At 65.6% G+C, this 21474-nt stretch carries 25 protein-coding genes; 13 read left to right on the forward strand and 12 right to left on the reverse strand.

Annotation, left to right across the window (positions count from 1 at the left end; translation table 11 throughout):
* Window positions 1-14: 14 nt before the first annotated feature.
* From ASF32_RS23370 to ASF32_RS23380, 3 genes are read right to left on the reverse strand one after another with little or no spacing between them, the layout of a single operon-like run.
* Window positions 15-659 (reverse strand): NADH-quinone oxidoreductase subunit C, encoded by a 645-nt coding sequence (locus ASF32_RS23370; RefSeq protein ID WP_056434384.1) that lies wholly within the window; start codon window positions 657-659, stop codon window positions 15-17.
* Window positions 660-668: 9 nt separating this feature from the next.
* Window positions 669-1256: an NADH-quinone oxidoreductase subunit B gene (locus ASF32_RS23375; protein WP_019906836.1), complete on the reverse strand. Its 588-nt coding sequence runs from the start codon at window positions 1254-1256 to the stop codon at window positions 669-671.
* 53 nt (window positions 1257-1309) lie between these two features.
* The gene (locus tag ASF32_RS23380; protein ID WP_056434386.1) at window positions 1310-1675 is read right to left on the reverse strand and encodes an NADH-quinone oxidoreductase subunit A; all 366 of its coding nucleotides are present in this window, start codon (window positions 1673-1675) and stop codon (window positions 1310-1312) included.
* A 460-nt stretch (window positions 1676-2135) separates the two neighbouring features.
* Here ASF32_RS23380 and ASF32_RS23385 point away from each other — a divergent pair, with 460 nt between their 5' ends.
* Complete coding sequence (locus tag ASF32_RS23385; protein WP_056434388.1) at window positions 2136-3269, forward strand: glycosyltransferase family 4 protein; 1134 nt, start codon at window positions 2136-2138, stop codon at window positions 3267-3269.
* A 289-nt stretch (window positions 3270-3558) separates the two neighbouring features.
* Window positions 3559-5892, forward strand: a complete 2334-nt coding sequence (locus ASF32_RS23390) for a glycogen debranching N-terminal domain-containing protein (RefSeq protein WP_056434390.1) — start codon at window positions 3559-3561, stop codon at window positions 5890-5892.
* Window positions 5893-6055: 163 nt separating this feature from the next.
* Here the strand turns inward: ASF32_RS23390 and infC are convergent, their stop codons facing one another.
* Together infC and ASF32_RS23400 are read right to left on the reverse strand one after the other, a co-directional pair.
* Entirely contained in the window at window positions 6056-6577 is a 522-nt protein-coding gene (gene infC / locus ASF32_RS23395) for a translation initiation factor IF-3 (RefSeq protein ID WP_018042013.1), read from the reverse strand.
* A 189-nt stretch (window positions 6578-6766) separates the two neighbouring features.
* Complete coding sequence (locus tag ASF32_RS23400) at window positions 6767-8032, reverse strand: glycosyltransferase family 4 protein (RefSeq protein ID WP_244478152.1); 1266 nt, start codon at window positions 8030-8032, stop codon at window positions 6767-6769.
* A gap of 138 nt (window positions 8033-8170) precedes the next feature.
* Between ASF32_RS23400 and ASF32_RS23405 the strand changes: the two genes are divergently transcribed.
* Window positions 8171-8950 carry an alpha/beta hydrolase gene (locus tag ASF32_RS23405; protein WP_056434394.1) on the forward strand — a complete coding sequence of 260 codons (780 nt, stop codon included), beginning with the start codon at window positions 8171-8173 and terminating at the stop codon, window positions 8948-8950.
* A 16-nt stretch (window positions 8951-8966) separates the two neighbouring features.
* On the opposite strand, the gene ASF32_RS23410 is transcribed toward ASF32_RS23405, so the two are convergent.
* Together ASF32_RS23410 and ASF32_RS23415 are read right to left on the reverse strand one after the other, a co-directional pair.
* Entirely contained in the window at window positions 8967-9251 is a 285-nt protein-coding gene (locus ASF32_RS23410) for a DUF1150 domain-containing protein (RefSeq protein WP_056434395.1), read from the reverse strand.
* Window positions 9252-9330: 79 nt separating this feature from the next.
* Window positions 9331-9768, reverse strand: a complete 438-nt coding sequence (locus tag ASF32_RS23415; RefSeq protein WP_056434397.1) for an Hsp20 family protein — start codon at window positions 9766-9768, stop codon at window positions 9331-9333.
* 614 nt (window positions 9769-10382) lie between these two features.
* Between ASF32_RS23415 and ASF32_RS23420 the strand changes: the two genes are divergently transcribed.
* The 7 genes from ASF32_RS23420 to ASF32_RS26095 all read left to right on the forward strand — a co-directional run bounded on the left by ASF32_RS23420 (window position 10383) and on the right by ASF32_RS26095 (window position 14564).
* The gene (locus ASF32_RS23420) at window positions 10383-10859 is read left to right on the forward strand and encodes a hypothetical protein (protein WP_056434399.1); all 477 of its coding nucleotides are present in this window, start codon (window positions 10383-10385) and stop codon (window positions 10857-10859) included.
* 89 nt (window positions 10860-10948) lie between these two features.
* On the forward strand, window positions 10949-11641 hold the full coding sequence (locus ASF32_RS23425; RefSeq protein WP_056434401.1) for a MotA/TolQ/ExbB proton channel family protein: 693 nt from the start codon (window positions 10949-10951) through the stop codon (window positions 11639-11641).
* A gap of 111 nt (window positions 11642-11752) precedes the next feature.
* On the forward strand, window positions 11753-12235 hold the full coding sequence (gene tolR, locus ASF32_RS23430) for a protein TolR (RefSeq protein ID WP_056434403.1): 483 nt from the start codon (window positions 11753-11755) through the stop codon (window positions 12233-12235).
* A gap of 5 nt (window positions 12236-12240) precedes the next feature.
* Window positions 12241-13245: an energy transducer TonB gene (locus ASF32_RS23435; protein WP_056434405.1), complete on the forward strand. Its 1005-nt coding sequence runs from the start codon at window positions 12241-12243 to the stop codon at window positions 13243-13245.
* Window positions 13246-13258: 13 nt separating this feature from the next.
* Entirely contained in the window at window positions 13259-13783 is a 525-nt protein-coding gene (locus ASF32_RS23440) for a metallophosphoesterase family protein (RefSeq protein ID WP_056434407.1), read from the forward strand.
* A gap of 171 nt (window positions 13784-13954) precedes the next feature.
* A complete protein-coding gene (locus ASF32_RS23445) occupies window positions 13955-14218 on the forward strand; it encodes a hypothetical protein (protein ID WP_244478158.1) in 264 nt (87 codons plus the stop codon).
* 190 nt (window positions 14219-14408) lie between these two features.
* Window positions 14409-14564 (forward strand): hypothetical protein, encoded by a 156-nt coding sequence (locus ASF32_RS26095; protein WP_200919252.1) that lies wholly within the window; start codon window positions 14409-14411, stop codon window positions 14562-14564.
* A 13-nt stretch (window positions 14565-14577) separates the two neighbouring features.
* On the opposite strand, the gene ASF32_RS23450 is transcribed toward ASF32_RS26095, so the two are convergent.
* Complete coding sequence (locus ASF32_RS23450) at window positions 14578-14832, reverse strand: hypothetical protein (protein ID WP_056434409.1); 255 nt, start codon at window positions 14830-14832, stop codon at window positions 14578-14580.
* A gap of 300 nt (window positions 14833-15132) precedes the next feature.
* Here ASF32_RS23450 and flaF point away from each other — a divergent pair, with 300 nt between their 5' ends.
* Entirely contained in the window at window positions 15133-15492 is a 360-nt protein-coding gene (gene flaF, locus ASF32_RS23455) for a flagellar biosynthesis regulator FlaF (protein ID WP_056434719.1), read from the forward strand.
* 317 nt (window positions 15493-15809) lie between these two features.
* Here flaF and ASF32_RS23460 read toward each other — a convergent pair whose 3' ends face one another.
* From ASF32_RS23460 to ASF32_RS23475, 4 genes are all read right to left on the reverse strand, one after another.
* A complete protein-coding gene (locus ASF32_RS23460; protein WP_056434411.1) occupies window positions 15810-16217 on the reverse strand; it encodes a hypothetical protein in 408 nt (135 codons plus the stop codon).
* 158 nt (window positions 16218-16375) lie between these two features.
* Window positions 16376-17491, reverse strand: coding sequence for a molybdenum ABC transporter ATP-binding protein (gene modC / locus ASF32_RS23465; protein ID WP_056434412.1), 1116 nt, complete (start codon window positions 17489-17491; stop codon window positions 16376-16378).
* 8 nt (window positions 17492-17499) lie between these two features.
* On the reverse strand, window positions 17500-18192 hold the full coding sequence (gene modB / locus ASF32_RS23470; protein ID WP_056434414.1) for a molybdate ABC transporter permease subunit: 693 nt from the start codon (window positions 18190-18192) through the stop codon (window positions 17500-17502).
* A gap of 113 nt (window positions 18193-18305) precedes the next feature.
* Window positions 18306-18494 (reverse strand): hypothetical protein, encoded by a 189-nt coding sequence (locus ASF32_RS23475; RefSeq protein ID WP_056434417.1) that lies wholly within the window; start codon window positions 18492-18494, stop codon window positions 18306-18308.
* A 138-nt stretch (window positions 18495-18632) separates the two neighbouring features.
* Between ASF32_RS23475 and ASF32_RS23480 the strand changes: the two genes are divergently transcribed.
* Together ASF32_RS23480 and ASF32_RS23485 are read left to right on the forward strand one after the other, a co-directional pair.
* Window positions 18633-19550: a 50S ribosomal protein L11 methyltransferase gene (locus ASF32_RS23480; protein ID WP_056434419.1), complete on the forward strand. Its 918-nt coding sequence runs from the start codon at window positions 18633-18635 to the stop codon at window positions 19548-19550.
* A 43-nt stretch (window positions 19551-19593) separates the two neighbouring features.
* Complete coding sequence (locus ASF32_RS23485) at window positions 19594-21435, forward strand: aminopeptidase P family protein (RefSeq protein ID WP_056434421.1); 1842 nt, start codon at window positions 19594-19596, stop codon at window positions 21433-21435.
* Window positions 21436-21474 lie beyond the last annotated feature (39 nt).

Raw genomic sequence — 21474 nt, forward strand, 5'->3', positions numbered from 1 at the left:
CCTCGCTCCGCTGCTCAAGCCGACTTTTTCTCATCGCCCGGGAGCACGTATTCGGTGCCCTCCCACGGCGAGAGGAAGTCGAAGTTCCGGAATTCCTGGGTCAGCTTCACCGGCTCGTACACGACACGGGCCTCGTCCTGGTCGTAGCGGACCTCGACGAAGCCGGTGAGCGGGAAGTCCTTGCGCAGGGGGTGGCCCTCGAAACCGTAATCAGTGAGCAACCGGCGCAGGTCCGGATGTCCCGAAAACAGGATTCCATACAGGTCGTAGGCTTCGCGCTCGAACCAGTTTGCCGCCGGGAACACCTCGATGACGGAGGGTACGGCGGTCTGGTCGTCGGCCTGCACCTTCACCCGGATGCGGCTGTTATGGCGCAGTGAGAGCAGGTGGTAGACCACGTCGAAGCGCTTGGCCCGGTTGGGATAATCAACGCCGCAGATATCGATGAAGCAGCGGAACGCGCAGGTCGGGTCATCGCGCAGATAGGTGAGCGCATAGACGATATCGCTCGCCTGAACGTTCAACGTCAGCTCACCGAAGGCGATGGCGCGCGAGACGATGGCCGGCCCGAGGGCCGCGCCCACATGGTCGCTGAGCGCCTGGAGCGAACCGTCGGCGGGGGCGGCCGTATGCGCGAGGATCGAGATGCCGTTGCTCATCGCGGATCCTCAGCGCTCGATCGTGCCGGTACGGCGGATCTTCTTCTGGAGCAGAAGCACTCCGTAGAGTAGCGCCTCCGCCGTGGGCGGGCAGCCAGGCACGTAGATGTCCACCGGCACCACCCGGTCGCAGCCGCGCACCACCGAATAGGAATAGTGATAGTAGCCGCCGCCATTGGCGCAGGAGCCCATGGAGATCACGTAGCGGGGCTCGGGCATCTGGTCGTAGACCTTGCGCAGGGCCGGAGCCATCTTGTTGGTCAGCGTGCCGGCGACGATCATCACGTCGGATTGCCGGGGCGAACCGCGCGGAGCGAAGCCGAAGCGCTCACAATCATACCGCGGCATCGACATCTGCATCATCTCGACGGCGCAACAGGCGAGGCCGAATGTCATCCACATCAACGAGCCGGTCCTGGCCCAATTGATGAGGTCGTCCGTCGAGGTGATCAGGAAACCACGGTCGGCGAGTTCGCTGTTGATCGACAGAAAGGTCGGATCGTCGGCGCCGATAGGGCGACCGGTATTCGGGTCGATGATCCCTTTCGGTGCCGGTGCAACGGCAGGGATCCGGGTGATATCGGGGCTGAAGGCCATCGGTTTCTCGGGATCAGGCTTCGGGCAATGCGATTGTCAGGTCGACGGGATAGTTAGTCCCATTCGAGGGCGCCCTTGCGCCACTCGTAGACGAACCCGACCGTGAGCACGCCGAGGAAGGCCATCATCGACCACATCCCGAACCAGCCGAGCTCACCGAAGGTGATCGCCCAGGGGAACAAGAATGCCACTTCCAAGTCGAAGATGATGAAAAGAATAGCAACGAGGTAGAACCGCACATCGAACTTCATGCGGGCGTCATCGAAGGCATTGAAGCCACACTCGTAGGCCGAAAGCTTCTCCGGATCGGGGCTATTATAGGCCACGAGAAAGGGCGCCACGAGCAACGCCACCGCAATGAAGAGCGACACGCCGATGAAGACGATGAGGGGCAGATAATCCGCCAACAGGCCTGTCATGCGACACCTCTCGTGTTCGTGGCGTGCGAAACGCCTCGCGAGCGCCGGGATGGTATGGAATTGCTCCAATGCCAGACTGCGCAGGCGCGAGGCTTAGACGACCCCCTTGAGCGAAACAAGGGCGTCCTGCGTCGCACAAATCCAGGCATGACACGGAGGTATGCCAAGGATCGCATCCTTCAACACGACCGATCCGCGCAGGCCCCGCCAAGATGGGCCTCACCGGGCCTACCGACCGGGAGTTCTGGCCGGCTTCCTGCATGGCACCGCGCCTCGCCGGACCGGGTCGATGGGCCGGGTGGAAACGAGGATACCGGGGACATCCAAGGTTAACGCAAAGGTAAACATGGCGCTTGGCAAGCGCTCGGAACCATAACCTTGGCCGTGAGTTCCGTTCATGTCCCACTCAGGCCGGTTGGCGTTAGGTCGTCGCAACATTCGACCTTACAGGAGACGTTTCGTGCGCATTGCCCAGATTGCTCCGCTCTCGGAGGCCGTGCCTCCCAAGTTCTATGGCGGCACCGAGCGCGTCGTATCGTGGATCACGGAAGAACTCGTCCGCCAGGGCCATGACGTCACGCTGTTCGCCAGCGGTGATTCCGAGACGTCGGCCAAGCTGGCGGCCTGCACGCCGGAGGGCCTTCGCCTTCTCGGCTACCGGGACCATACCGCGAGCCATCTCGCCATGCTGCACAACGTGCACAAGCGGGCCCACGAATTCGACGTGCTGCACTTTCACATCGATCTGCTTCAGTATCCGATGTTCGAAGATCTTTACCATAAGTGCGTGACGACCATGCATGGCCGCCTCGACGTGCCTGATTTCATGCCGGTCTACCGTACCTTCACGGGCATGCCGCTGGTGTCGATTTCCGACAATCAGCGTGAACCGATGCCTTCCAACTCGAACTGGCAGTCGACGATCCATCACGGCCTGCCGGCCGAGAACTGCCCGTATTACCCGGACGCCAAAGGTGGCTATCTCGCCTTCCTCGGTCGCATCTCTCCGGAGAAGCGCCCCGACCGCGCGATTCAGATGGCGATCCAGTCCGGCGTGAAGCTCAAGATCGCCGCGAAGGTCGATAAGGCAGACCAGGATTACTGGGATGAGGTCATCGAGCCGATGATCCATCACCCGCTCGTCGAGTTCATCGGCGAGATCAACGAAGAACAGAAGAAGGACTTCCTCGGCAACGCGCTGGCGCTGGCCTTCCCGATCGACTGGCCGGAGCCTTTCGGCCTCGTCATGATCGAGGCGATGTCGGCCGGCACTCCGGTCATCGCGTTCCGCAACGGCTCGGTTCCCGAAGTCATCGCCGACGGCGTCAGCGGTGTCCTTTGCGACACGATGGATGATGCCATCGCGGCCGTGCACAAGGTGAAGACCATGAGCCGCGCCGGTGTCCGTCGCCACTTCGAGACCCAGTTCACCGCCGAGTGCATGGTGAAGAAGTACGTGGCGGTCTACGAGCAGTTGATCGCGGGTCAGCCCAACGTGATCACGATGCCGCATGCGGGCGCCTTCACTCCGCATTATGGCGACTTGAACGGTTCGGCCCGCCCCTCGCTCTCAGCCGCGGCGATGCCCGCCTGAAAATCTCTAGCGAAAGGCTGATGCCATCGGGCATCAGCCTTGCTAACCTTCCGCGTATCGGTGCCGCTTCGAGCGGATCCGCCGAGACCGGTTCCAGAAGGCCGCCGAGTCGCCTGGTCGCGATCGGCGGCCTTTTGATTCGCGGGCTACGATCGAGCGTATCGGGCCGAAACGCATGGCCGCGTTTCATGCGAGTCCGAACTTAAACAATGATCTGCGGCATCGGGCCGGGTATGGCTTCGCCTCGATGCTGCAGGTCCGGCAGCCCACTTCCCGGAGACGTTCAGGCATGGCGGCGAACACTTCCACGGCGACGACACAGGACGGTTCCAGCGCGAATGGCCTGGGGCAAGGCTTCCAGGATGCCGACGCGGTGCTGCCGCAATATCATATCGAGGCGCAGACCTCGCTGGTGGAGCGTCCCTTGCGCTCGCTGAAGTACGGAGAGGCCTTCGCCGTCCTCGACAGCTACGGCGATATCGGCGTGCTGCCTGGGCCAGAAGGCCTGTATTTCCAGGATACCCGCTACCTCTCGCGCCTCGGCTTCACCATCGAGGAGCAGCGGCCACTCCTCCTCTCCTCGGTGATGCAGGACGATAACGGTGCGCTGAGCGTCGACATGACGACGCCCGACATCCGCATCGACGCGCACGACGAGACCACGATCCCGCGCGAGTTGATCGCGATCGAGCGTACCAAGTTCCTGTTCAAGGGGGCCTGCTACGACCGGATCGGCCTGCGCAATTACGATTCTCGGCATTGGAAGCTGAAGATCGGCATCACCTTCGACGCCGATTACCGCGACCTGTTCGAGGTGCGCGGAATGGACCGTCCCATCCGGGGCAAGCGTAGCGTCCAGGTGGCGAGCGAGACCGAGGTCCAGTTCCGCTATGTCGGTCTCGACGAGGTGGTCCGCACCACGAGCCTGCATTTCGGGCCGAAGCCGAAACATATCGAGCCGGGCCGGGCCGAGTTCGAAGTCTCGCTGCCCCCTGGCGGCCGGACGTCGCTGTTCATCCGCGTGGTCTGTGAATCGCACCGCGCCTTCACCAGTGCCCCGGCCGCCGAAAAGGTGGGCGAGGATGCAGCCGCCGGTCTGTCGCAGGCGGCGGGCAGCGGAGCCGGAGCACGTCACCCGAAGGGTCTCGGCGAAGGTGTGATCTTCGCCCGCGCCTATCGCGACGCGCGCCGGGACCTGCGCCAGCTCACCGCCGGGATCACCACGATCATCTCGTCGAACGACCAGTTCAACGAAGCGGCCTGCCGCGCCACCGCGGACCTCTACATGCTGGCGAGCCGCACGCCCGAGGGAATCTACCCCTTCGCCGGCATCCCCTGGTACTCCACCGTGTTCGGCCGCGACGGCATCATCACCGCGATGATGGCCCTCTGGATCGACCCGAATTTCGCCAAGGGCGTCCTGCGCTACTTGGCTTCGACCCAGGCGAAGGCCGTGGACCCCGCCGCCGATGCCCAGCCGGGCAAGGTGCTACACGAGACCCGGCGCGGCGAGATGGCGATGCTCGGCGAAGTGCCGTTCCGCCACTATTACGGCACGATCGACGGCACGCCGCTCTTCGTCATGCTGGCCTATGAGTATTATGCCGTCACCGGCGACCGGGAGACCATTGCGCGGATCTGGCCGGCCCTCGAACTCGCCGTCGAATGGATGAACAAGTACGGCGACCGGGACGGCGACGGTTTCGTCGAATACGCCCGCGACACCGACAAGGGCCTGGAGAACCAGGGCTGGAAAGACAGCCACGATTCGATCTTCCACACCGACGGACAGCTCGCAAAGGGGCCGATCGCTCTGTGTGAGGTCCAGGGTTACGTCTATGCCGCCAAGAACGGCATGGCCAAACTCGCGACCTTGCTCGGCCATGACGCTCTCGCCACCCGCCTCGGAGACGAGGCCCGGCACCTGCGTGAGAATTTCGACAAAGCATTCTGGTGCGAGGAGATCGGCACCTACGCGCTGGCCCTAGACGGAGCGAAGAAGCAATGCGCCGTGCGCTCGTCCAATGCCGGCCATGCCCTCTTCACCGGCATCGCCCTGCCGGAGCGGGCCGCCAGTGTTGCCGGCAATCTTCTGTCGAAGGACGGGTTCAACGGTTGGGGCGTGCGGACCATCGCGCGTGGTGAGGCCCGCTATAATCCGATGTCGTATCATAACGGCTCGATCTGGCCGCACGACAACGCCATGGTGGCGATGGGCCTCGCTCGCTACGACTTGAAGCCCGAAGCGTCGCGCATCTTCCAGGGCATGTTCGATACTGCGCTCTACCAGGACCAGAAGCGCCTGCCGGAGCTGTTCTGCGGCTTCATGCGGCGCAACCAGCGCGGACCGGTCTCTTACCCTGTGGCCTGCTCGCCCCAGGCCTGGGCCGCGGCGGCACCCTTCGCCTTCCTCTCCGCCTGTATCGGCCTGGAGATCCAGCACGACCGCAACCGCATCCGGCTCCGCAACCCCACCCTGCCGGACTTCCTCGAAGGCGTCTCGATCTTCAACCTCAAGCTGGGCGAATCGCGGATCGACCTGCGTGTCCAGCGCTACGGAAGCGATGTCACGGTCAACGTGCTCAGGCGTGTCGGCGACGCGCAGGTGTCGGTGGTGAAGTAACCCTCGGGGGCGGTTCACACGCCGCCCCTCCCCTCTCCGCGGATGCAAAGCCGTGCCGAATCACGGGATACCGTGAGTGGCCACGAGGCGATAAAAAAGCCGCTTCCCGGATCGGGAAGCGGCTTTCAATGTTCTCAAGTCCAGTCAAGGGACGGAAAGCGTCTCAGCGCGGCGCCAGGATCATGATCATCTGGCGGCCTTCGAGCATCGGCTCGCTTTCCACCTTGGCGATTTCCTGGGTCTCGTTCTTCACCCGCTCCAGCAGGCGCAGGCCGATATCCTGGTGAGCCATCTCACGGCCGCGGAAGCGCAGGGTGACCTTCACCTTGTCGCCTTCCTCGAAGAACCGGATGACGGCCTTCATCTTGGTGTCGTAATCGTGCTTGTCGATGCCGGGGCGGAGCTTGATCTCCTTGACCTCGACCGTCTTCTGCTTCTTACGGGCCTCGTTCTGCTTCTTCTGTTCGTTGAAGCGGAAGCGGCCGTAATCGAGCAGCTTACAGACGGGAGGAACGGAGTTCGGCGCGATCTCCACGAGATCGAGGCCCGCCTCTTCGGCGAGGGCCAACGCGTCGAAGAAGGCGACGACACCGCGGTTCTGCCCGGTATCATCGATGAGCTGCACTTCGCGGACGCCACGGATGTCCCTGTTGGCGCGCGGCCCGTCCTTCTGCGGGGCCGGCATGGCTCTCATTGGTCTACGAATGGCTTCAATCTCCTCGTGAACGACGAAACGGCAGCCTGCGGACATCGCCCCGAGGGCTAGACCTGGCCACCAATCGCTCCGGCAATCCGGTTGCGGACACCATGTCCGAACTGCGTCCCGTGTCAACAGGCTCGAACCGCTTTGGTTCACGAACCCGTCGATACGGCATCATCGCGCGCGGCCCGCAAGGAGCTCCGCATAGATGTCCAAAGTGGCGCCCACCATGCCGTCGAGGGAGAAATGCGCTTCCACATGCGCACGTCCCCGGCGGGTCATGGCGTCCCGCGCACTGGCCCCGAGATTCAGCGCCTCGAGCAAGGCCTCTGCCAGGGCCGGTGCGTCGCCTGGAGGCACGCGCCAGCCGGTGCGCTGCGCGGCGGGCACTTCCGGCGGGGCAAGCACCGTTTCGGGCACCGCGCCGAGATCCGAGACCACCACTGGAGTTCCGAGGGCCTGGGCCTCCACGGCCGAACGCCCGAATGCCTCGGGCTCCACGGAGGGGACGGCCACCACCGAGGCCGCCCGGAAGGCGGCCGGCATGTCGGTGCAATGACCGACCCGCAGCACGATATCGCGGAGTCCGCGGGCCTCGATCAGCGCATCGAGCTCACGTTCGTAGGCAGAGCGACCCTGCGGGTCTCCGGCCAGGATGAAGGCGACATCGGCGACACCCCGGTCCCGCAGGACGGATGCCGCTTCGATCAGCACGCGCTGGCCCTTCCAGGCCGTCAGCCGGGCGGCGAGAAGAACAACGCGCTGGTGCGGGGCGACCCCCCAGGATCGGCGCAGGGCCTCGACGCGCGCCGGTGCCACGGCGCCGGGCGAGAACTGGGCGAGGTCGGTACCGCGATGGACGACCCGCACGCGGTCACCGGCCTGCTCGGGATGAAGCATCCGGATGAGGTCGGCGGTGTAGTGGGAATTGGCGATGACCACGTCGCCCCGCGCCATGACCGAATTGTAGAGCACCTTCACCCCGGTCCGGCCGGAATAACTGCCGTGATAGGTGGTCACGTAGGGGATCTTCAGCCGTCGTACCGCCCCGAGCGCCACCCAGGCGGGGGCACGTGAGCGGGCATGGACGATCTGAACCCCCTCGCGCCGGCACAGGCTGGCGAGGCGACCGATATTCACGGCCATGGCGAGGGGATTCTTGGAGGCCGCCGGAAAGGGAAGCCAGGTTCCACCCTTGGCCTGCATCTCGCCGACGAGCCGCCCGCCTTCCGTCGCCACCAGGGCACGGGCCCCGACGGCGGCCAATGCCGCTGCTACATCCACCGTCGTACGCTCCGCGCCGCCGGCATCGAGGGCAGGAATGATCTGCAGGATCGTTGCGCCCGCCAGAGGCTGGATGTCACCGGGAAAGCCTGCGCCCGACCGCTCGCCGCCGTTCACTCCAGTGATCCTTTTCGGAACCGGAGACACGACGGACATTGGTTTTCGGCGCAGGCCCGGTATTCGTCTCGTGTCTCGATCATGGTCTCCAGCATCGGGGGCACGCTTTACGTCTCGGTAAACGAAAAGCGACTCCGAGGCATTCAATTCTCGTTTTCTTCGGATTACGGATGAAGCATGGATTTCGCGACCCGCCAGAACCCGATCTTCATCTCGGTTGGAGAGGGAGACGCCGCGCGCCGCATCGCGATACGGATCCGCGAGGGGGACGGGCCTCCGCTCGTCTGGCTCGGGGGATTCCGATCTGACATGGGGGCGACCAAGGCGACAGTCCTCGACGCTTGGGCGCGGGACCACGGCCGTGCCCTCATCCGGTTCGACTATACCGGACATGGAGAATCGGAAGGCGAGTTCGCCGCCTCGACCATCTCCACATGGCTGGAAGACGCCATGGCGGTGCTGGACGCGACCGTGACGAGGCCACCGATCCTCATCGGTTCGTCGATGGGGGGCTGGATCGCCTGTCTGGTCGCGCGAGCCCGAGCATTGCGCGGCGACGCCGCACCGGCCGGAATGGTGTTGATCGCACCGGCCGTCGATTTCACCGAGACGCTGATGTGGGAGCGTTTCCCGCCGGAGATCCGCGCGACGATGGAACGGGACGGCGTCTGGTGGCGGGCGACGGAATACGGACCCGACCCGGTCCCCACCACCATGTCGCTGATCGAGGACGGACGCCGGCACCTGCTGCTCGATGCGCCGATCGATCCGGGCTGCCCCATCCACATCCTGCAGGGCATGAAGGACCAGGATGTGCCTTACGAACACGCGATCGCGACGGTGGGCCGGCTGCCAGCCGCCGGCACAATCCTCACCCTCATCGCCGATGGTGACCACCGGCTGTCTCGTCCGCAGGATCTAGCCCGGCTGACGGCAGCGGTGGCCGAGATCGCCTGAGCGCCCCCTTTGCGCCTCAGTGGAGGCTGACGGCGAAAAGGTCGTTGGCCATGGCGTTGGCGACGATCGCATCCCGCGAATCGGCGAGGAGGATCGGAGCTCCGCTGGCCGAGAGCAGGGCGAACAGGTCGAGGCCCGGCGACAGTTCGGGAGCCTGCGGGAACAGCCGCTTCACCTCATCGGAACGGATCGGGCGCACATAGGCAATGTGGCCTTCGCCGAGGGCGGCGAGATCGGCAGCATTGAATTCGGCCGGGTCGAGATCGGCCTGGGTGATCGGGTTCGCATTGAAATCGGTCATGATGCCCTCCTTTCGAGGCAGAGCGTATAGGATCGGCGCCGCGTTCGGCCCGTAACCCGGGTGAAAACTCAGTGTGCCCTCAGACCTCGTCGCGCGACGCGATGGCGATCTTGCGGACGATCCGCTCCGGCTCGGGGCGGGTCAGATCGATGGACAGGAGCCCGTTCGAAAGGTCCGCGCCCATCACCTCCATGCCGTCGGCGAGAAGAAACGCACGCTGGAACTGACGCGCGGCGATGCCTCGGTGCAGGAATTGCCGCGCCTTGTCGTCGACTTGCCGCCCTCGCACCACGAGTTGGTTCTCCTCCAGCATCACGTCGAGCTGGTCCCGGGTGAACCCGGCCACCGCGAGAGTGATCCGCAGCCGCTCCGGTTGATCGTCGGAACGGGCCACCCGCTCGATATTGTAGGGCGGATACCCATCATTGGCCGCCTTCGACACGCGGTCGAGGGCCTGTTCGATTTCGTCGAAGCCGAGAAGAAACGGATGTCCGAACGGTGAAGGCCGTGTGGTCACGTGATCTAGTCCTTGGCGAAGCCCCGGGGTCGATAGATGAGGCACTTCGATCTGTCGGAGCCCGCCTGAAGCAGCACTCCTCCCGGCGGTCGTCTGCCGGTCTCCGCGATATGGAGATGTGGAAAAGCGGCATCAAGGGCACCGCCGTCAGACCGGTCCTCGCGTCGACTCGCCTCCCTGACCGCACGGAAATGTCGAGCCCGAAGATCAGCGGAGCGGACAGGAAGAGGCTGTGGATGTCGCCAAAAAGGGAAACCTGGGATGATCAAGCAATTGACATGGGAGCATTAGGCAATCCCTTCGCTGCGCCGAGCGTCGCAGTAACAGTTTGGAACTGCTCTGATTTTCAGCGCAAAGCTTGATCTTACAGGAACAACTCGGATACTCCGCGCCACGTCGAACGATGCGGCGGTGCGAGCGCCGGGCGTCATGCGTCAGGTTGGAGCGGCACCGCACCGCGAGCGTCGCGCTCAATGCCAGAGGAACCGCCGAAGACGATCCCCCTGGGGGTCTCTGCGATTGCCGTTCGCGAAGGCGCATCGACGCAGGCAACCTGGGCAGGCAACTTGGGCATGCGACTTGGGACTGCCGTAACCGAGGAGAATCGGACCGTTATGAACGAGGCGCACTGCGTGACCGAATTCCCATCCTTCCCGGCCGGCCGTGCCATTGGCGCCGCGCTGATCGCCGCTGCCCTTTCGGTGGGATGGGGCGCGCCCGCCGTCGCCCAGGATGCGAAACCCAGCCCTCTGAAGCTCGAGCTCAACCGTCTTGAGCCGGCGGGCGAGGCGTGCCGCACCTATCTCCTCGTGGACAACAGCCGCGGCCCCGCGCTGAAATCCCTCAAGCTCGACCTCTTCGCGTTCGATACGGAAGGCGTCGCGCAGAAGCGCCTCGCCGTCGAACTCGGCCCCATCCAAGACCGAAAGACCATGGTGCGGCTGTTCGATTTCCCGGCCCTTTCCTGCCCGAAGATCGGCCGCGTCCTCCTGAACGACGTGCTCGCCTGCGAAGGCGGCGAGGCCAGCCGCGAGACATGCCTCGACCGGATCGAGACCGAGAGCAAGACGAGCGCGAGCTTCACGCGCTGATCCCACGGGCTGACACGCCGACCTTCTGATTGCCGATCCGGTCGCCCCTCGGCGATCGCCACCACCCAACGAACCCCGAGGAGCCCGCCATGGATCCGACTTCCGCGCCGGCCGCTGTCGCCCACGACTTTTCCTTCATCGGCCTGTTCCTTCAAGCAGACCCGATCGTCAAAAGTGTCATGATTCTACTGGTGATCGCCTCGATCGCCTGTTGGACGGTGGTGTTCGAGAAGCTGGTGCGTTTCGCTGCCGCCAAGCGTCAGGCCAAGGCCTTCGACACGCTGGTGCGCTCGGGCGGCTCCCTCGAGACGACGGGATCGGGTATCGATGCCGGCATCGTGCAGGCCGGGCTCGAAGCCTGGCGCGACCAGGACGCCACCGAGACCCGCGCCGAGCGGCGCGAACGCATCGAACGCGCCATGCGGGCCGCCCTGACGCTGCGGGTCAAACGCCTTCAGACGGGCCTGCCGCTCCTGGCGACCTCCGGTTCCACCGCCCCCTTCATCGGTCTCTTCGGCACGGTCTGGGGCATCATGAACTCGTTCTCGTCCATCGCCCAGAGCCAGGACACCTCGCTCGCCGTGGTGGCCCCCGGCATCGCCGAGGCCCTCTTCGCCACGGCGATCGGCCTCATCGTCGCGATCCCGGCGGTGATGGCCTACAACAAGCTCACGAACGATCTCGGCCGGGTGCAATCCGCCTTCGTCGCCAGCATCGGGACCCTCGGCAACCGCCTCGCGCGGGACCGCAAGAGCGTGCCGCACGCCGCGGCCGCCGAGTAGCGCGGCGACTCCCAAGCAACGAACATTCCATGGCCGGCGCGGACGCGACGGCACGATGACGACATGCGGCGGGCCATCGAGCCGGCCGCCGAAGCCCCGGAGGGCTAAACGATGGGTATGGGTTCGGTCCGCGCCAGCGGCGGCGGCGATGACGAGGATGACCTCGATTCCGCGCCGATGTCTGAGATCAACGTCACCCCGATGGTGGACGTGATGCTGGTGCTGCTGATCATCTTCATGGTGGCGGCACCGCTGATGACGACGGGCGTGCCGGTGCAATTGCCCAAGACCACCGCCGCCAAGGTCGCACAGGCTAAGAAGCCCCTGGAGATTTCCATCGACAAGGAAGGCAAGCCGTTCCTGGCCAAGGACGAGCTGACAGCGGAGACGATCATGCCGCGCCTGAAGGCGCTGGCGGCGGAAGACCCGTCCCAGGTCATGCTGGTGCGCGGAGACAAGGACGTGCCCTACGGCAAGATCATGGAAGTGATGGGCCTCGTCGGCCAGGCCGGCTTCACCAAGGTGTCCCTCATCGCGCAATCCCCGGGCGGAGCGCTTCCGGCGGCCCCTGCGGCGAGCGGAGCGACGCGGTAGACCCGATGAACGCCCTCGTCTCGACACGTGAGCCCGGACAGCGAGGTCCCACGGGCCTCGCTGCGGCCTTCCTCGTGGCCTTCGTCCTGCACCTGACGGTTCTGGCGGGCATGATGCTGTTCGGCCAGCCACCCAAGGCGCCACCCGGCGAGAACACGATCACCATCGATCTAGCGCCGCAATCGACCGAGGCCGAAGCCCCGTCCGCCCCCGCCATGACGGAGGCGGTGCCTCCCCCGGCGGAAGAATCCCCCGTCGAGACGCCGGACGTCCTCGAAGAGGTGCAGCCGCCGGAGATGGCGGAGGTGACGCCGCCCGAGACTGCGGAAGTCCCACCCGAAGAGACTCAGCCCATCGTCACGCCCGACACGATCACGGAGGTACCGCCGGAGGAGCAGGTCGTGACTTCCACCGCCGAAGTGGCCGAGCCCCTCGCTCCCCCGCCGCCCGTCGTGGCCAAGCCGCCCGAGCCGGTGAAGCCGCCCAAGCCCGTCGAGATCGTCAAACCGAAGCCGAAGCCCGATCCCAAGATCGAGGCGAAGCGTCAGGAGGAACTGGAAGCCAAGCGCGAGGCCATTCGCGAAGCAAAGCTGAAGGCGGCCAAGGAGGCCAAGCTGAGGGCTGCGCGTGAGACCAGCCGACGCGCCGCTCAGGAGGGCGGTCCGAGCAGCTCGGCCTCGTCCGCGAGGCAGGCGAGCACGGGCTCATCCGCCTCCGGCAACGATCCCAGCGCCCTGCGTCAATGGCAGGGAGCCCTCGCCTCGGCCATCAATGGGCGCATGAACCGTAACGCGGCGGCGGGGACGGCGGGCGGTACCGCCGTGGTGCGCTTCACCGTCTCGCGGTCGGGTCAGGTGCTCAGTGCCGGGCTCGCCAGCAGCAGCGGCATCAGCGTCATCGACGGGGCGGCGCTTGCCGCCGTGCGCGGATCGCTGCCGGCGGCTCCTCCTGGCGTCACCGTGAGCAGCCTCGCCGTCACCGTCCCCATGCGCTTCCGGCCAGGCGGCTGAGCCGGGAGGGGCGGTGGCAGTCTGGTTCACCAGCGATACGCATTTCGGCGACCGGCGTGCGCTGAATATCGACCGCCGCCCTTATTCGGACCTCGCGGCCCATGATGCCGGGTTGATCGCCAACTGGAACGAGAGGATCGCACCCGACGACACGGTCTGGCATCTCGGCGACGTCGCGCTCGGCCCCTCCGACACGCGCATCGCCGAGATCGTCGGCTCACTCAACGGCGTGAAGCACCTCATCATCGGCAACAATGACGGGCCCGGCACGCTGGCGCTGCAAGCCTGGGCCTCGGTGGGCCATTATGCAGAGATCGACGTGGACGGACGCCAGCTCGTGCTCTGCCATTATGCGTTCCGAACCTGGAACGGCATTGGGCGGGGCGCACTCAACCTACACGGCCATTCGCACGGCAAGCTCGCGCCGGCCCCGCGCCAGTACGATGTCGGGGTCGACGTTCATGCCTGCGCCCCGGTGCGACTCGACGAAATTCTGGTTTCTCGCAGGCGCAAGAAACTTGCGGAACCTTCGCCGTGAGTTCGCCGTTTGTGACGCAGACTGGACGATAGGGACGTGTCTTTGGCGCTAACCTTGCTCTGGCACTGAACTCGAAAGACGGACATCCGCCTTCAACGAGACGCACAATTGGATTTCCCCATGCGCTTCGCTCCTGCAACGCCCATCGCCGCATTTGGCTTCGTGCTGTGCATGATCACTCCGATACTGGCGGCGCCGTCATGCCTCCAGGGTGAACGGAAGGTCCAGGAAGCCGCAGCCCTTCGCTACCAGGCCCGTGAAGAAGCGCGGCTCGGTAATCGCGACCGGGTCTGCGACACGCTCGATGAAGTGGGCGATCGCTACGAAGAGGCCAAGGACGCGTTCGAGGATTGCGGTGCCGGCATCGTCGCCATCGACCTACGCAGCGAAACGCGGGCTTTGCGCGCAGCAAAATCTGTCAATCGCTGCGACTGAACTCTGCGGCCGGGATGCCGATACTCCTTCCCGGCCACGCGGTACTGAATATCAGTATCTGACAACACTTTCCCATATGCGGATATTTTCCGCACGTGCCGACCCGGTGCGGCCACGCACAGCCACGCTTTTCCGTTCACATCACAGATCAAGGAACGACGGAGGACTTGTCCGTCGGGAGGCCAAACCCATGAACGCATCCGCCCAGCATAGCGATCTCTCCCTGCTTTCGTCCCAGGCTACGCATACGGCTGCAACCGGTCCGTCCTTCGCCGCAGCCTTGTGCGGCTTCCTCTCGACGACGGTCGCCACGACGATGGTGATGTTCCTGCTCAGCAGCCTCTGATCGAGCGCCGCGGCTACGGGGCGACGAACCAGAACCGTCGCCTGGAGAACAGCATGTCCGCGTTGCCGACGCTCTGGTCGCCCTGGGGACGAGCCGGGACCAGACTGCAGGGAGGCACGATCCGCGGCGGTGCAGCGGGGAGCAGAAGCGCCGACGAGACCGGATGAAGACCGAGCTTGGTCTGTACCTCCGGATGACGCACGGCGACGATGGTCACGATTCCGGCGATGAGACCTCCGGCGAGCGTACCGAGCAGAAAATTCATCATGTCAGTGAAGGGGCGTACCCATCGGGGGCCCGACTCGGCCCATCTCCAGGATGCTCGCAAAACCTGACGGATGCGTTGCAAAAAGCCGGATCTCGGTGACTATGTGTTGCAATGCACGCCATCGGTATAGGTTGATCCCGCCGGATTGATCAGGGTCGCTCCCCCGTCGCTCCGTCCTCCCCCAGCTTCCCGGCATGATTGGGGCGATCCCGCCGCCTTACCGTCTTTTAACCTTACCTCGACTACGGTCTGATTCGAGCGGCACGAATCGGCATGGCCGCGTCGGGAGAAGGAGCGATCATGTCCTATGGAGCCAGTGCCTATGCGCGGGTCGCGCAGACCGCGTTGACGCCTCGCGGCGCCGAGGCAGCTGTCCTTATCAAGGCGGCAGGTAGGCTCCAGGCAATTCAGGCGGATTGGGACAATCAGCGCCCGGCTTTGAACGATGCCTTGAACTTCAACCAGAAAGTCTGGACCATCATCGCCGGCTCCGCGACCGCGCCGGAGAATCCGTTGCCGGATTCGATCAAGACGAGCATCGCCGAACTCTCGACCTTCGTGTTCAAACGCATGATCGACACGATGATCGAACCCAAGGCTGAAAAACTGACGGCACTCATCAACATCAACCACCAGATCGCGGCCGGCCTACGGACCTGACACCTCGCTGGGCACTCACGACGCGAAGCGAACGCCCATCACTGGCGTCGCAGCGGAACGTGCCTCGCTACGAGGTCAGCGGAGCCCGGATAAGTGCGGGCTCGGGCGGCGAGCCCGCCGCGCCTTGTGACGCTCACACCGCCTGAATGCATCCATTTGGGAGACCGGGTTTGTCTCGGCCGAAGCGGAGCCTTTTCGATCGTTCGCAGGCTCAGCGAGCCTGAGTTGGGCGTCCTGCGTAAGTACCAAAAGGCCGGAGCCTTCGCTCCAGCCTTACGTGTTTCCTATCGATGAATGGGGCGATGCGTCGGCCCTGATCAGGCGGTCCGATCCACGGGCTGCTCGTCTTCCGTCGCCCGGAAGGCGCTGGCCCGATTCGCCGTCGCTTCCGCATAGGCGCGCGCTCTCAGGAGAGTGGCCTCGGGCAGTTGCACGACCACGTCGCCGGAATCGGGGTCCACTACCTGATACACGATGCTCTTGGTGTCCTGATCCACGGTGACCCGACGCTCATCCGCGGTGGGCAGCCCAATATCCGACTTGGACGCCGGTTCATCGGCGGCGGGTGTTTCGTCCCGGCGAACATCGAACTTCACAGGCGAGTCCAGAGGCGTGGCGACGCGCGTCACGGGCGCAGCCTTGGGCACCGGCGTCGGTGAATTCACGGATGGATTATTTGGAGCGACGGGAGCCGTCGACACCGAAGAAATACTCAGGATCGTCATTGCACGCCCTTTCGAAGGTGGTCGTGTCATGCAACCAAAAACGATGGCGAGGATGAATCGCTTCTTAAGATGGGCCGGTTACTCACCGCTGTTCAACAGAACGGCAAAGAAGTCGTTCAGAGAAAGCATGAAATTTTAACGATCCTACCAGCCCGCCATCAGATCTCCACCGGCGCGGGCCCGGCCGTCCCCACCCCCTGGGGATCGAAAGCGATGCTTTTCACCACGGCATAGACGGCGCGGCCGGGCGCAAGGGCGAGATCGCGCACCGAGGCGCGGGTCAGGCGGGCGGCGAGCAGTACGCCGTGGCAATCGATCTGAACCATGGCGGCCGCTTCCCCGAAGGCATGGATCGAGACGACATGCCCTTCCAGAATATTGCGCGCGCTCAAGCCGACAGGGGCTTGCGTCGCGAGGAGAACGTCCCGCGCCGGCACGCGGATGCGGACGGCTGTGCCGATGCTTCGTAGCAAGCGGGGAACCCACAGGCGACCGACGCGTCCGCTCAGACGGGTCAGGCCGGTCTCGGAATCCGTCTCCTCCACGATCATGTCGAGGATCGCACCGGCTTCGGCCTCCTGCGTAGCGAGAAGATCGGCCTGCCGGAGGACGGTATCAGCCGCTCCAACGGCAGCGACGCGACCCGCTTCGAGCACGACGACGGTGCGCGCCAGTCGCGCCACCTCCGAGACCGCGTGGCTGACATAGACGATGGGCAAGCCGGCCTCGTCGCGCAGTCGCTCGATGTAGGGAAGGATCTCAGCCTTGCGGCCCTCATCGAGGGCAGCGAGGGGCTCGTCCATGAGCAGGAGCCGGGGCCGGCTGAGCAGGGCCCGGCCGATCGCTACTCTTTGCGCTTCACCACCCGAGAGACCCGCCGGTCGCCGTTCGAGCAGATGGCCAAGCCCCAGCAGGTCGACGACGCCCTCGAAGGCGATGCCGTCGCTGCGGCCGCGGGCGAAGGCTCGGCCATAGCCGAGGTTCCGGCGTACCGAGAGATGCGGCATCAGTCGCGCCTGCTGGAACACCACGCCGATACGCCGGCGATGAACCGGCACGGCGATCCCGCGCTCCGTATCGAGCAACGTCTCACCGGTCACCGCGATGCGACCCCGATCCGGTCGTGCCAACCCGGCGATGAGATCGATCACCGTGGTCTTGCCCGAGCCCGAGCGACCGAACAAGGCGGTCAGGCCAGGGCCGGCGGCAAAGGCGACTTCGAGGCTGAAGGCACCCCGGTTCAGCAAGACGTCGATATCGAGCGTCGTGGACATAGAGGGCCTCACCCGGTTCCAAGGCGGCGGGCGAGGCGGCGGGCCAGTAGCTCGGACACGAGAAGAGCCGTCATCGACAGGGCCACCGAGATCAGGGTGAGGCGCAAAGCACCTGCCTCCCCGCCCGGCACCTGTGTCAGACTGTAGATCGCGGATGGCAGTGTCTGGGTCTCGCCGGGGATGTTCGAGACGAAGGTGATGGTGGCACCGAACTCGCCCATCGCCTTGGCGAAAGCCAGCACCGCCCCGGCGAGAATCCCCGGCATGGCGAGCGGAAGGGTGACGGTGAGGAAAACCGCGCTCGGCCGTGCTCCGAGCGTGGCGGCCGCCTGTTCGAGGCGTCGGTCCACCGCTTCGATGGACAAGCGCATGGCCCGAACCATGAGGGGGAACCCCATGATCGCGCAGGCCAGGGCTGCTCCGGTCCAGCGGAACGAGAACACGATCCCGACCTCGGCGAGCGCCGCACCGAAGGTGCCGCGCCGCCCGAACGACAGGAGCAAAAGATATCCCGTCACTACAGGCGGCAGGATCAGGGGAAGGTGGACGAGGCCATCGAGCAGGGCGCGGCCGTGAAAACGCCCACGCGCCAGCAGCATGGCGACGAAGAGACCGGGGATCAAACTCGCCAGCGTGGCCACGGCAGCGACCCGCAGGCTGAGGCCGATGGCTGTCCATTCGTCGGGTGTCAGAGCGATCACCGGCGACGGATCAGCGCCGGCTCTCGGGGGACCGGGTGCCTCTGCACTGGATCATGACGACGCGCGCTCCCTCATCCGCCGGAGGCGTCGATAGCACGGAATCCTGTCCAGGATCAGGGCTTCGATACGTCGTCCTCACTCGCTGCCTGACGCTCGGCACGATGCAGCCGGCTGAGAAGCACCAGCATCGAGCCCGGGACAGGCTCGAAATTCGGCTCGGAATCCAGGAGACCCGACGTTCCGTTGCGACGGAGACGCCTGGCGGTCCTCTTGCCGACGATGGCCACGGGGGCCCGGGTCATGTTTTTCTTCTGGTTCGTACTCAACACCGCACCCTCGAACGCCACGGGGACGACAGGAGAAGCGCAGGAAAACGCCGATGGCAGCGCACGGTTCCGCGACGGTGGCGGGGAATCCTCACGGATGCTAGAGCCCCTTTCATGCTCGAAGGCCTTCACCCCAACCGTCCGACCCACGTGCTGCGCCTCCTCACCGACGAGAGGTCGGCGCGGGCCATGACCGATATCCTGGGCGAGATGTTCGACCCGACGGAGACGGCCGTCGCCGCTTTCGAGGCGGAGGATGGCAAGACCTGGCGGCTGGAGGCCTATTTCGCCGATGCGCCGGACGAGGAGATGGTCCGCGACCTGATCCGCCCCCTCGTGGGCGAACAGGCCGACGCCGCCATCTTCGAGACGATCGACCAGCAGGATTGGGTTCGAGCCTCCCTGGAGGGGCTGAATCCGGTCCGCGCCGGGCGGTTTCTCGTCCATGGCTCGCATGACCGCCACACGATACGTCCGAACGACCTCGCCATAGAGATCGAGGCGGCTCTCGCGTTCGGCACCGGGCATCACGGCACGACGCTGGGCTGCCTCAAGGCCCTGGTCGATGTCATGAAGAAAGGCCGACCGGCGCATGTGCTCGATGTGGGCACGGGCACCGGCATCCTCGCCTTCGCGGCGGCCAAGGCCCTGCACCAGCCGGTCCATGCCGGCGACCTCGACCCCGAGGCGGTCTCCACCGCCAAGGGCAATGCCCGTTTGAACGGTCTCGGTGGCCTCGTCCGGCTCTATGTCGGACCCGGCGTGCGCCATGCGAGCGCGAACCGGAGCCGGCGCTTCGACGTGGTCTTCGCCAACATCCTCGCCCGGCCCCTGAAGCGCCTCGCACCGACCCTCACCGCGACGGTGGCGGATCACGGCGTGCTCATCCTTTCTGGACTGATCGAGCGCGACGTCCCCGGCGTTCTCTCGACCTATCGCCATCGCGGCTTCCATCTCGCCCGGCATGGCCTGATCGAAGGCTGGGCGACGCTCGTGCTCAAGCGCGGCGGAGCGGCACCGCGCCCGCTCTGAGGGCGGTTGCCGCCTCGTCCGGCGGCGCGTAACTCTCGGCATCATGAGCCGCGCCCGCTTCCAGACCTTCGACGATCCGAGCCACCGGGAGGGCGCGACGCGCATCGCCGCCCTGAGGGAGGCGATGCGGCGGGCGGGGATCGATGGGTTCGTGGTGCCCCGCGCCGACGAGCATCAGTCGGAATACGTGCCCGCGAATGCCGAACGCCTCGCCTGGCTCACGGGCTTCACCGGCTCGGCCGGCACTGCCGTGATCCTTGCCGGCGAAGCGGCCCTGGTGGTGGACGGGCGCTACACGCTGCAGGCCCCCGCCCAGGTGGACACCACGATCCTCACCCCGGTTCAGCTCGCCGAAACCAGTCTCGAAGCCTGGATCGGCCGGCATCTGAGGCAGGGTTCTGTACTTGGCTACGATCCATGGCTTCACACCGCCGAGGGCGTCGCCAAATTGGAGAAGGCGGCGACCAAGGCTGGGGCCCGCATCACGCCGGTCCCTGAGAACCTCGTCGATGCAGTCTGGACCGGCAGGCCGGCCTCTCCCGCGGGCGCGGTGGTGGCGCATCCCCTCGAACTCGCCGGGGAATCCGTCGAGGCCAAGCTGAGCCGCATCCGCGAAGCGTTGGGACGCGGCGGCTGCGACGCCCTGGTGATCTCCGATCCGCATAATCTCGCCTGGGCCTTCAACCTGCGCGGCGGCGACGTGGCGCATACGCCCCTGGCGCTGGGCTATGCCGTCGTCCCCCGGACGGGACGCGCCGCCCTCTACCTGACCTCGTCCGCCATCGATCCCGCCTTGCGGGACGCGCTCTCGTCCGCCGCGGACATCGCCGGGCGGACAGATTTCGACGTCGCCCTCGCCGCTCTCGCTGCCGGAGAGTCCAGGATCAGGCTCGATTCCGCCACCGGCGCGTCGGCGCTGGCGACACTGGTGGAACAGGCCGGGGGCCGGGTCGATCCCGGCCCGGACCCGATCACGCTGATGAAGGCGGTGAAGAATGCGGGCGAGATCGCCGGATCACGCGCGGCCCATCAGCGCGACGGGATCGCGGTGACCCGCTTTCTCGCCTGGCTCTCGCGGCAGGCGCTGGGCGGCCACCTCACCGAGATCGCCGCTGTGGAGGCTCTGGAGGATTTTCGCGGCGAGACCGGCCTGTTGCGGGACATCTCATTCCCGACCATCTCGGGCAGCGGCCCCAACGGCGCCATCGTGCATTACCGCGTGACCCGCGACACAGACCGTACGGTCGGCGAGGGCGAACTGTTCCTCGTGGATTCGGGCGCGCAATATGCCGACGGTACCACCGACATCACCCGCACAGTCGCGATTGGAACGCCGACGGACGAGATGCGCGACCGCTTCACGCGCGTGCTCAAGGGCCATATCGCCATCGCGCGGGCAATGTTCCCGAAGGGCACCACGGGCGCCCAGATCGATTCCTTCGCCCGCGCGCCGCTCTGGGAGGCGGGGCTCGATTTCGATCACGGCACCGGCCACGGCGTCGGTGCATTCCTCTCCGTCCATGAAGGCCCGCAGCGCATCGCCAAGACCGGCACCACCGCCCTCTCGCCCGGCATGATCCTCTCCAACGAGCCCGGCTACTACCGGGCCGGCGCCTACGGCATCCGCATCGAGAACCTCGTCCTCGTGGAAGAACGGGCGATCCCCGGCGGGGACCGGCCGATGCTCGGCTTCGAGACCCTGACGCTCGCCCCCTACGATGCCAGCCTCATCGACCTCTCGCTGCTGGACGAGGCCGAGATCGCCTGGATCGATTCGTATCACGCGCGGGTGCGGGACGCCCTGAACGCCGATCTCGACGACGAGACGCGGGTGTGGCTCGAAGCGGCGACGCGGCCTTTGCAGGCGAACGGGCGCCGCGCTTGATGACGAGGCTCATCGACATATCCGCACGGGAACAGAACC

The sequence above is a fragment of the Methylobacterium sp. Leaf91 genome (genome assembly GCF_001422815.1).
GTDB lineage: Bacteria > Pseudomonadota > Alphaproteobacteria > Rhizobiales > Beijerinckiaceae > Methylobacterium.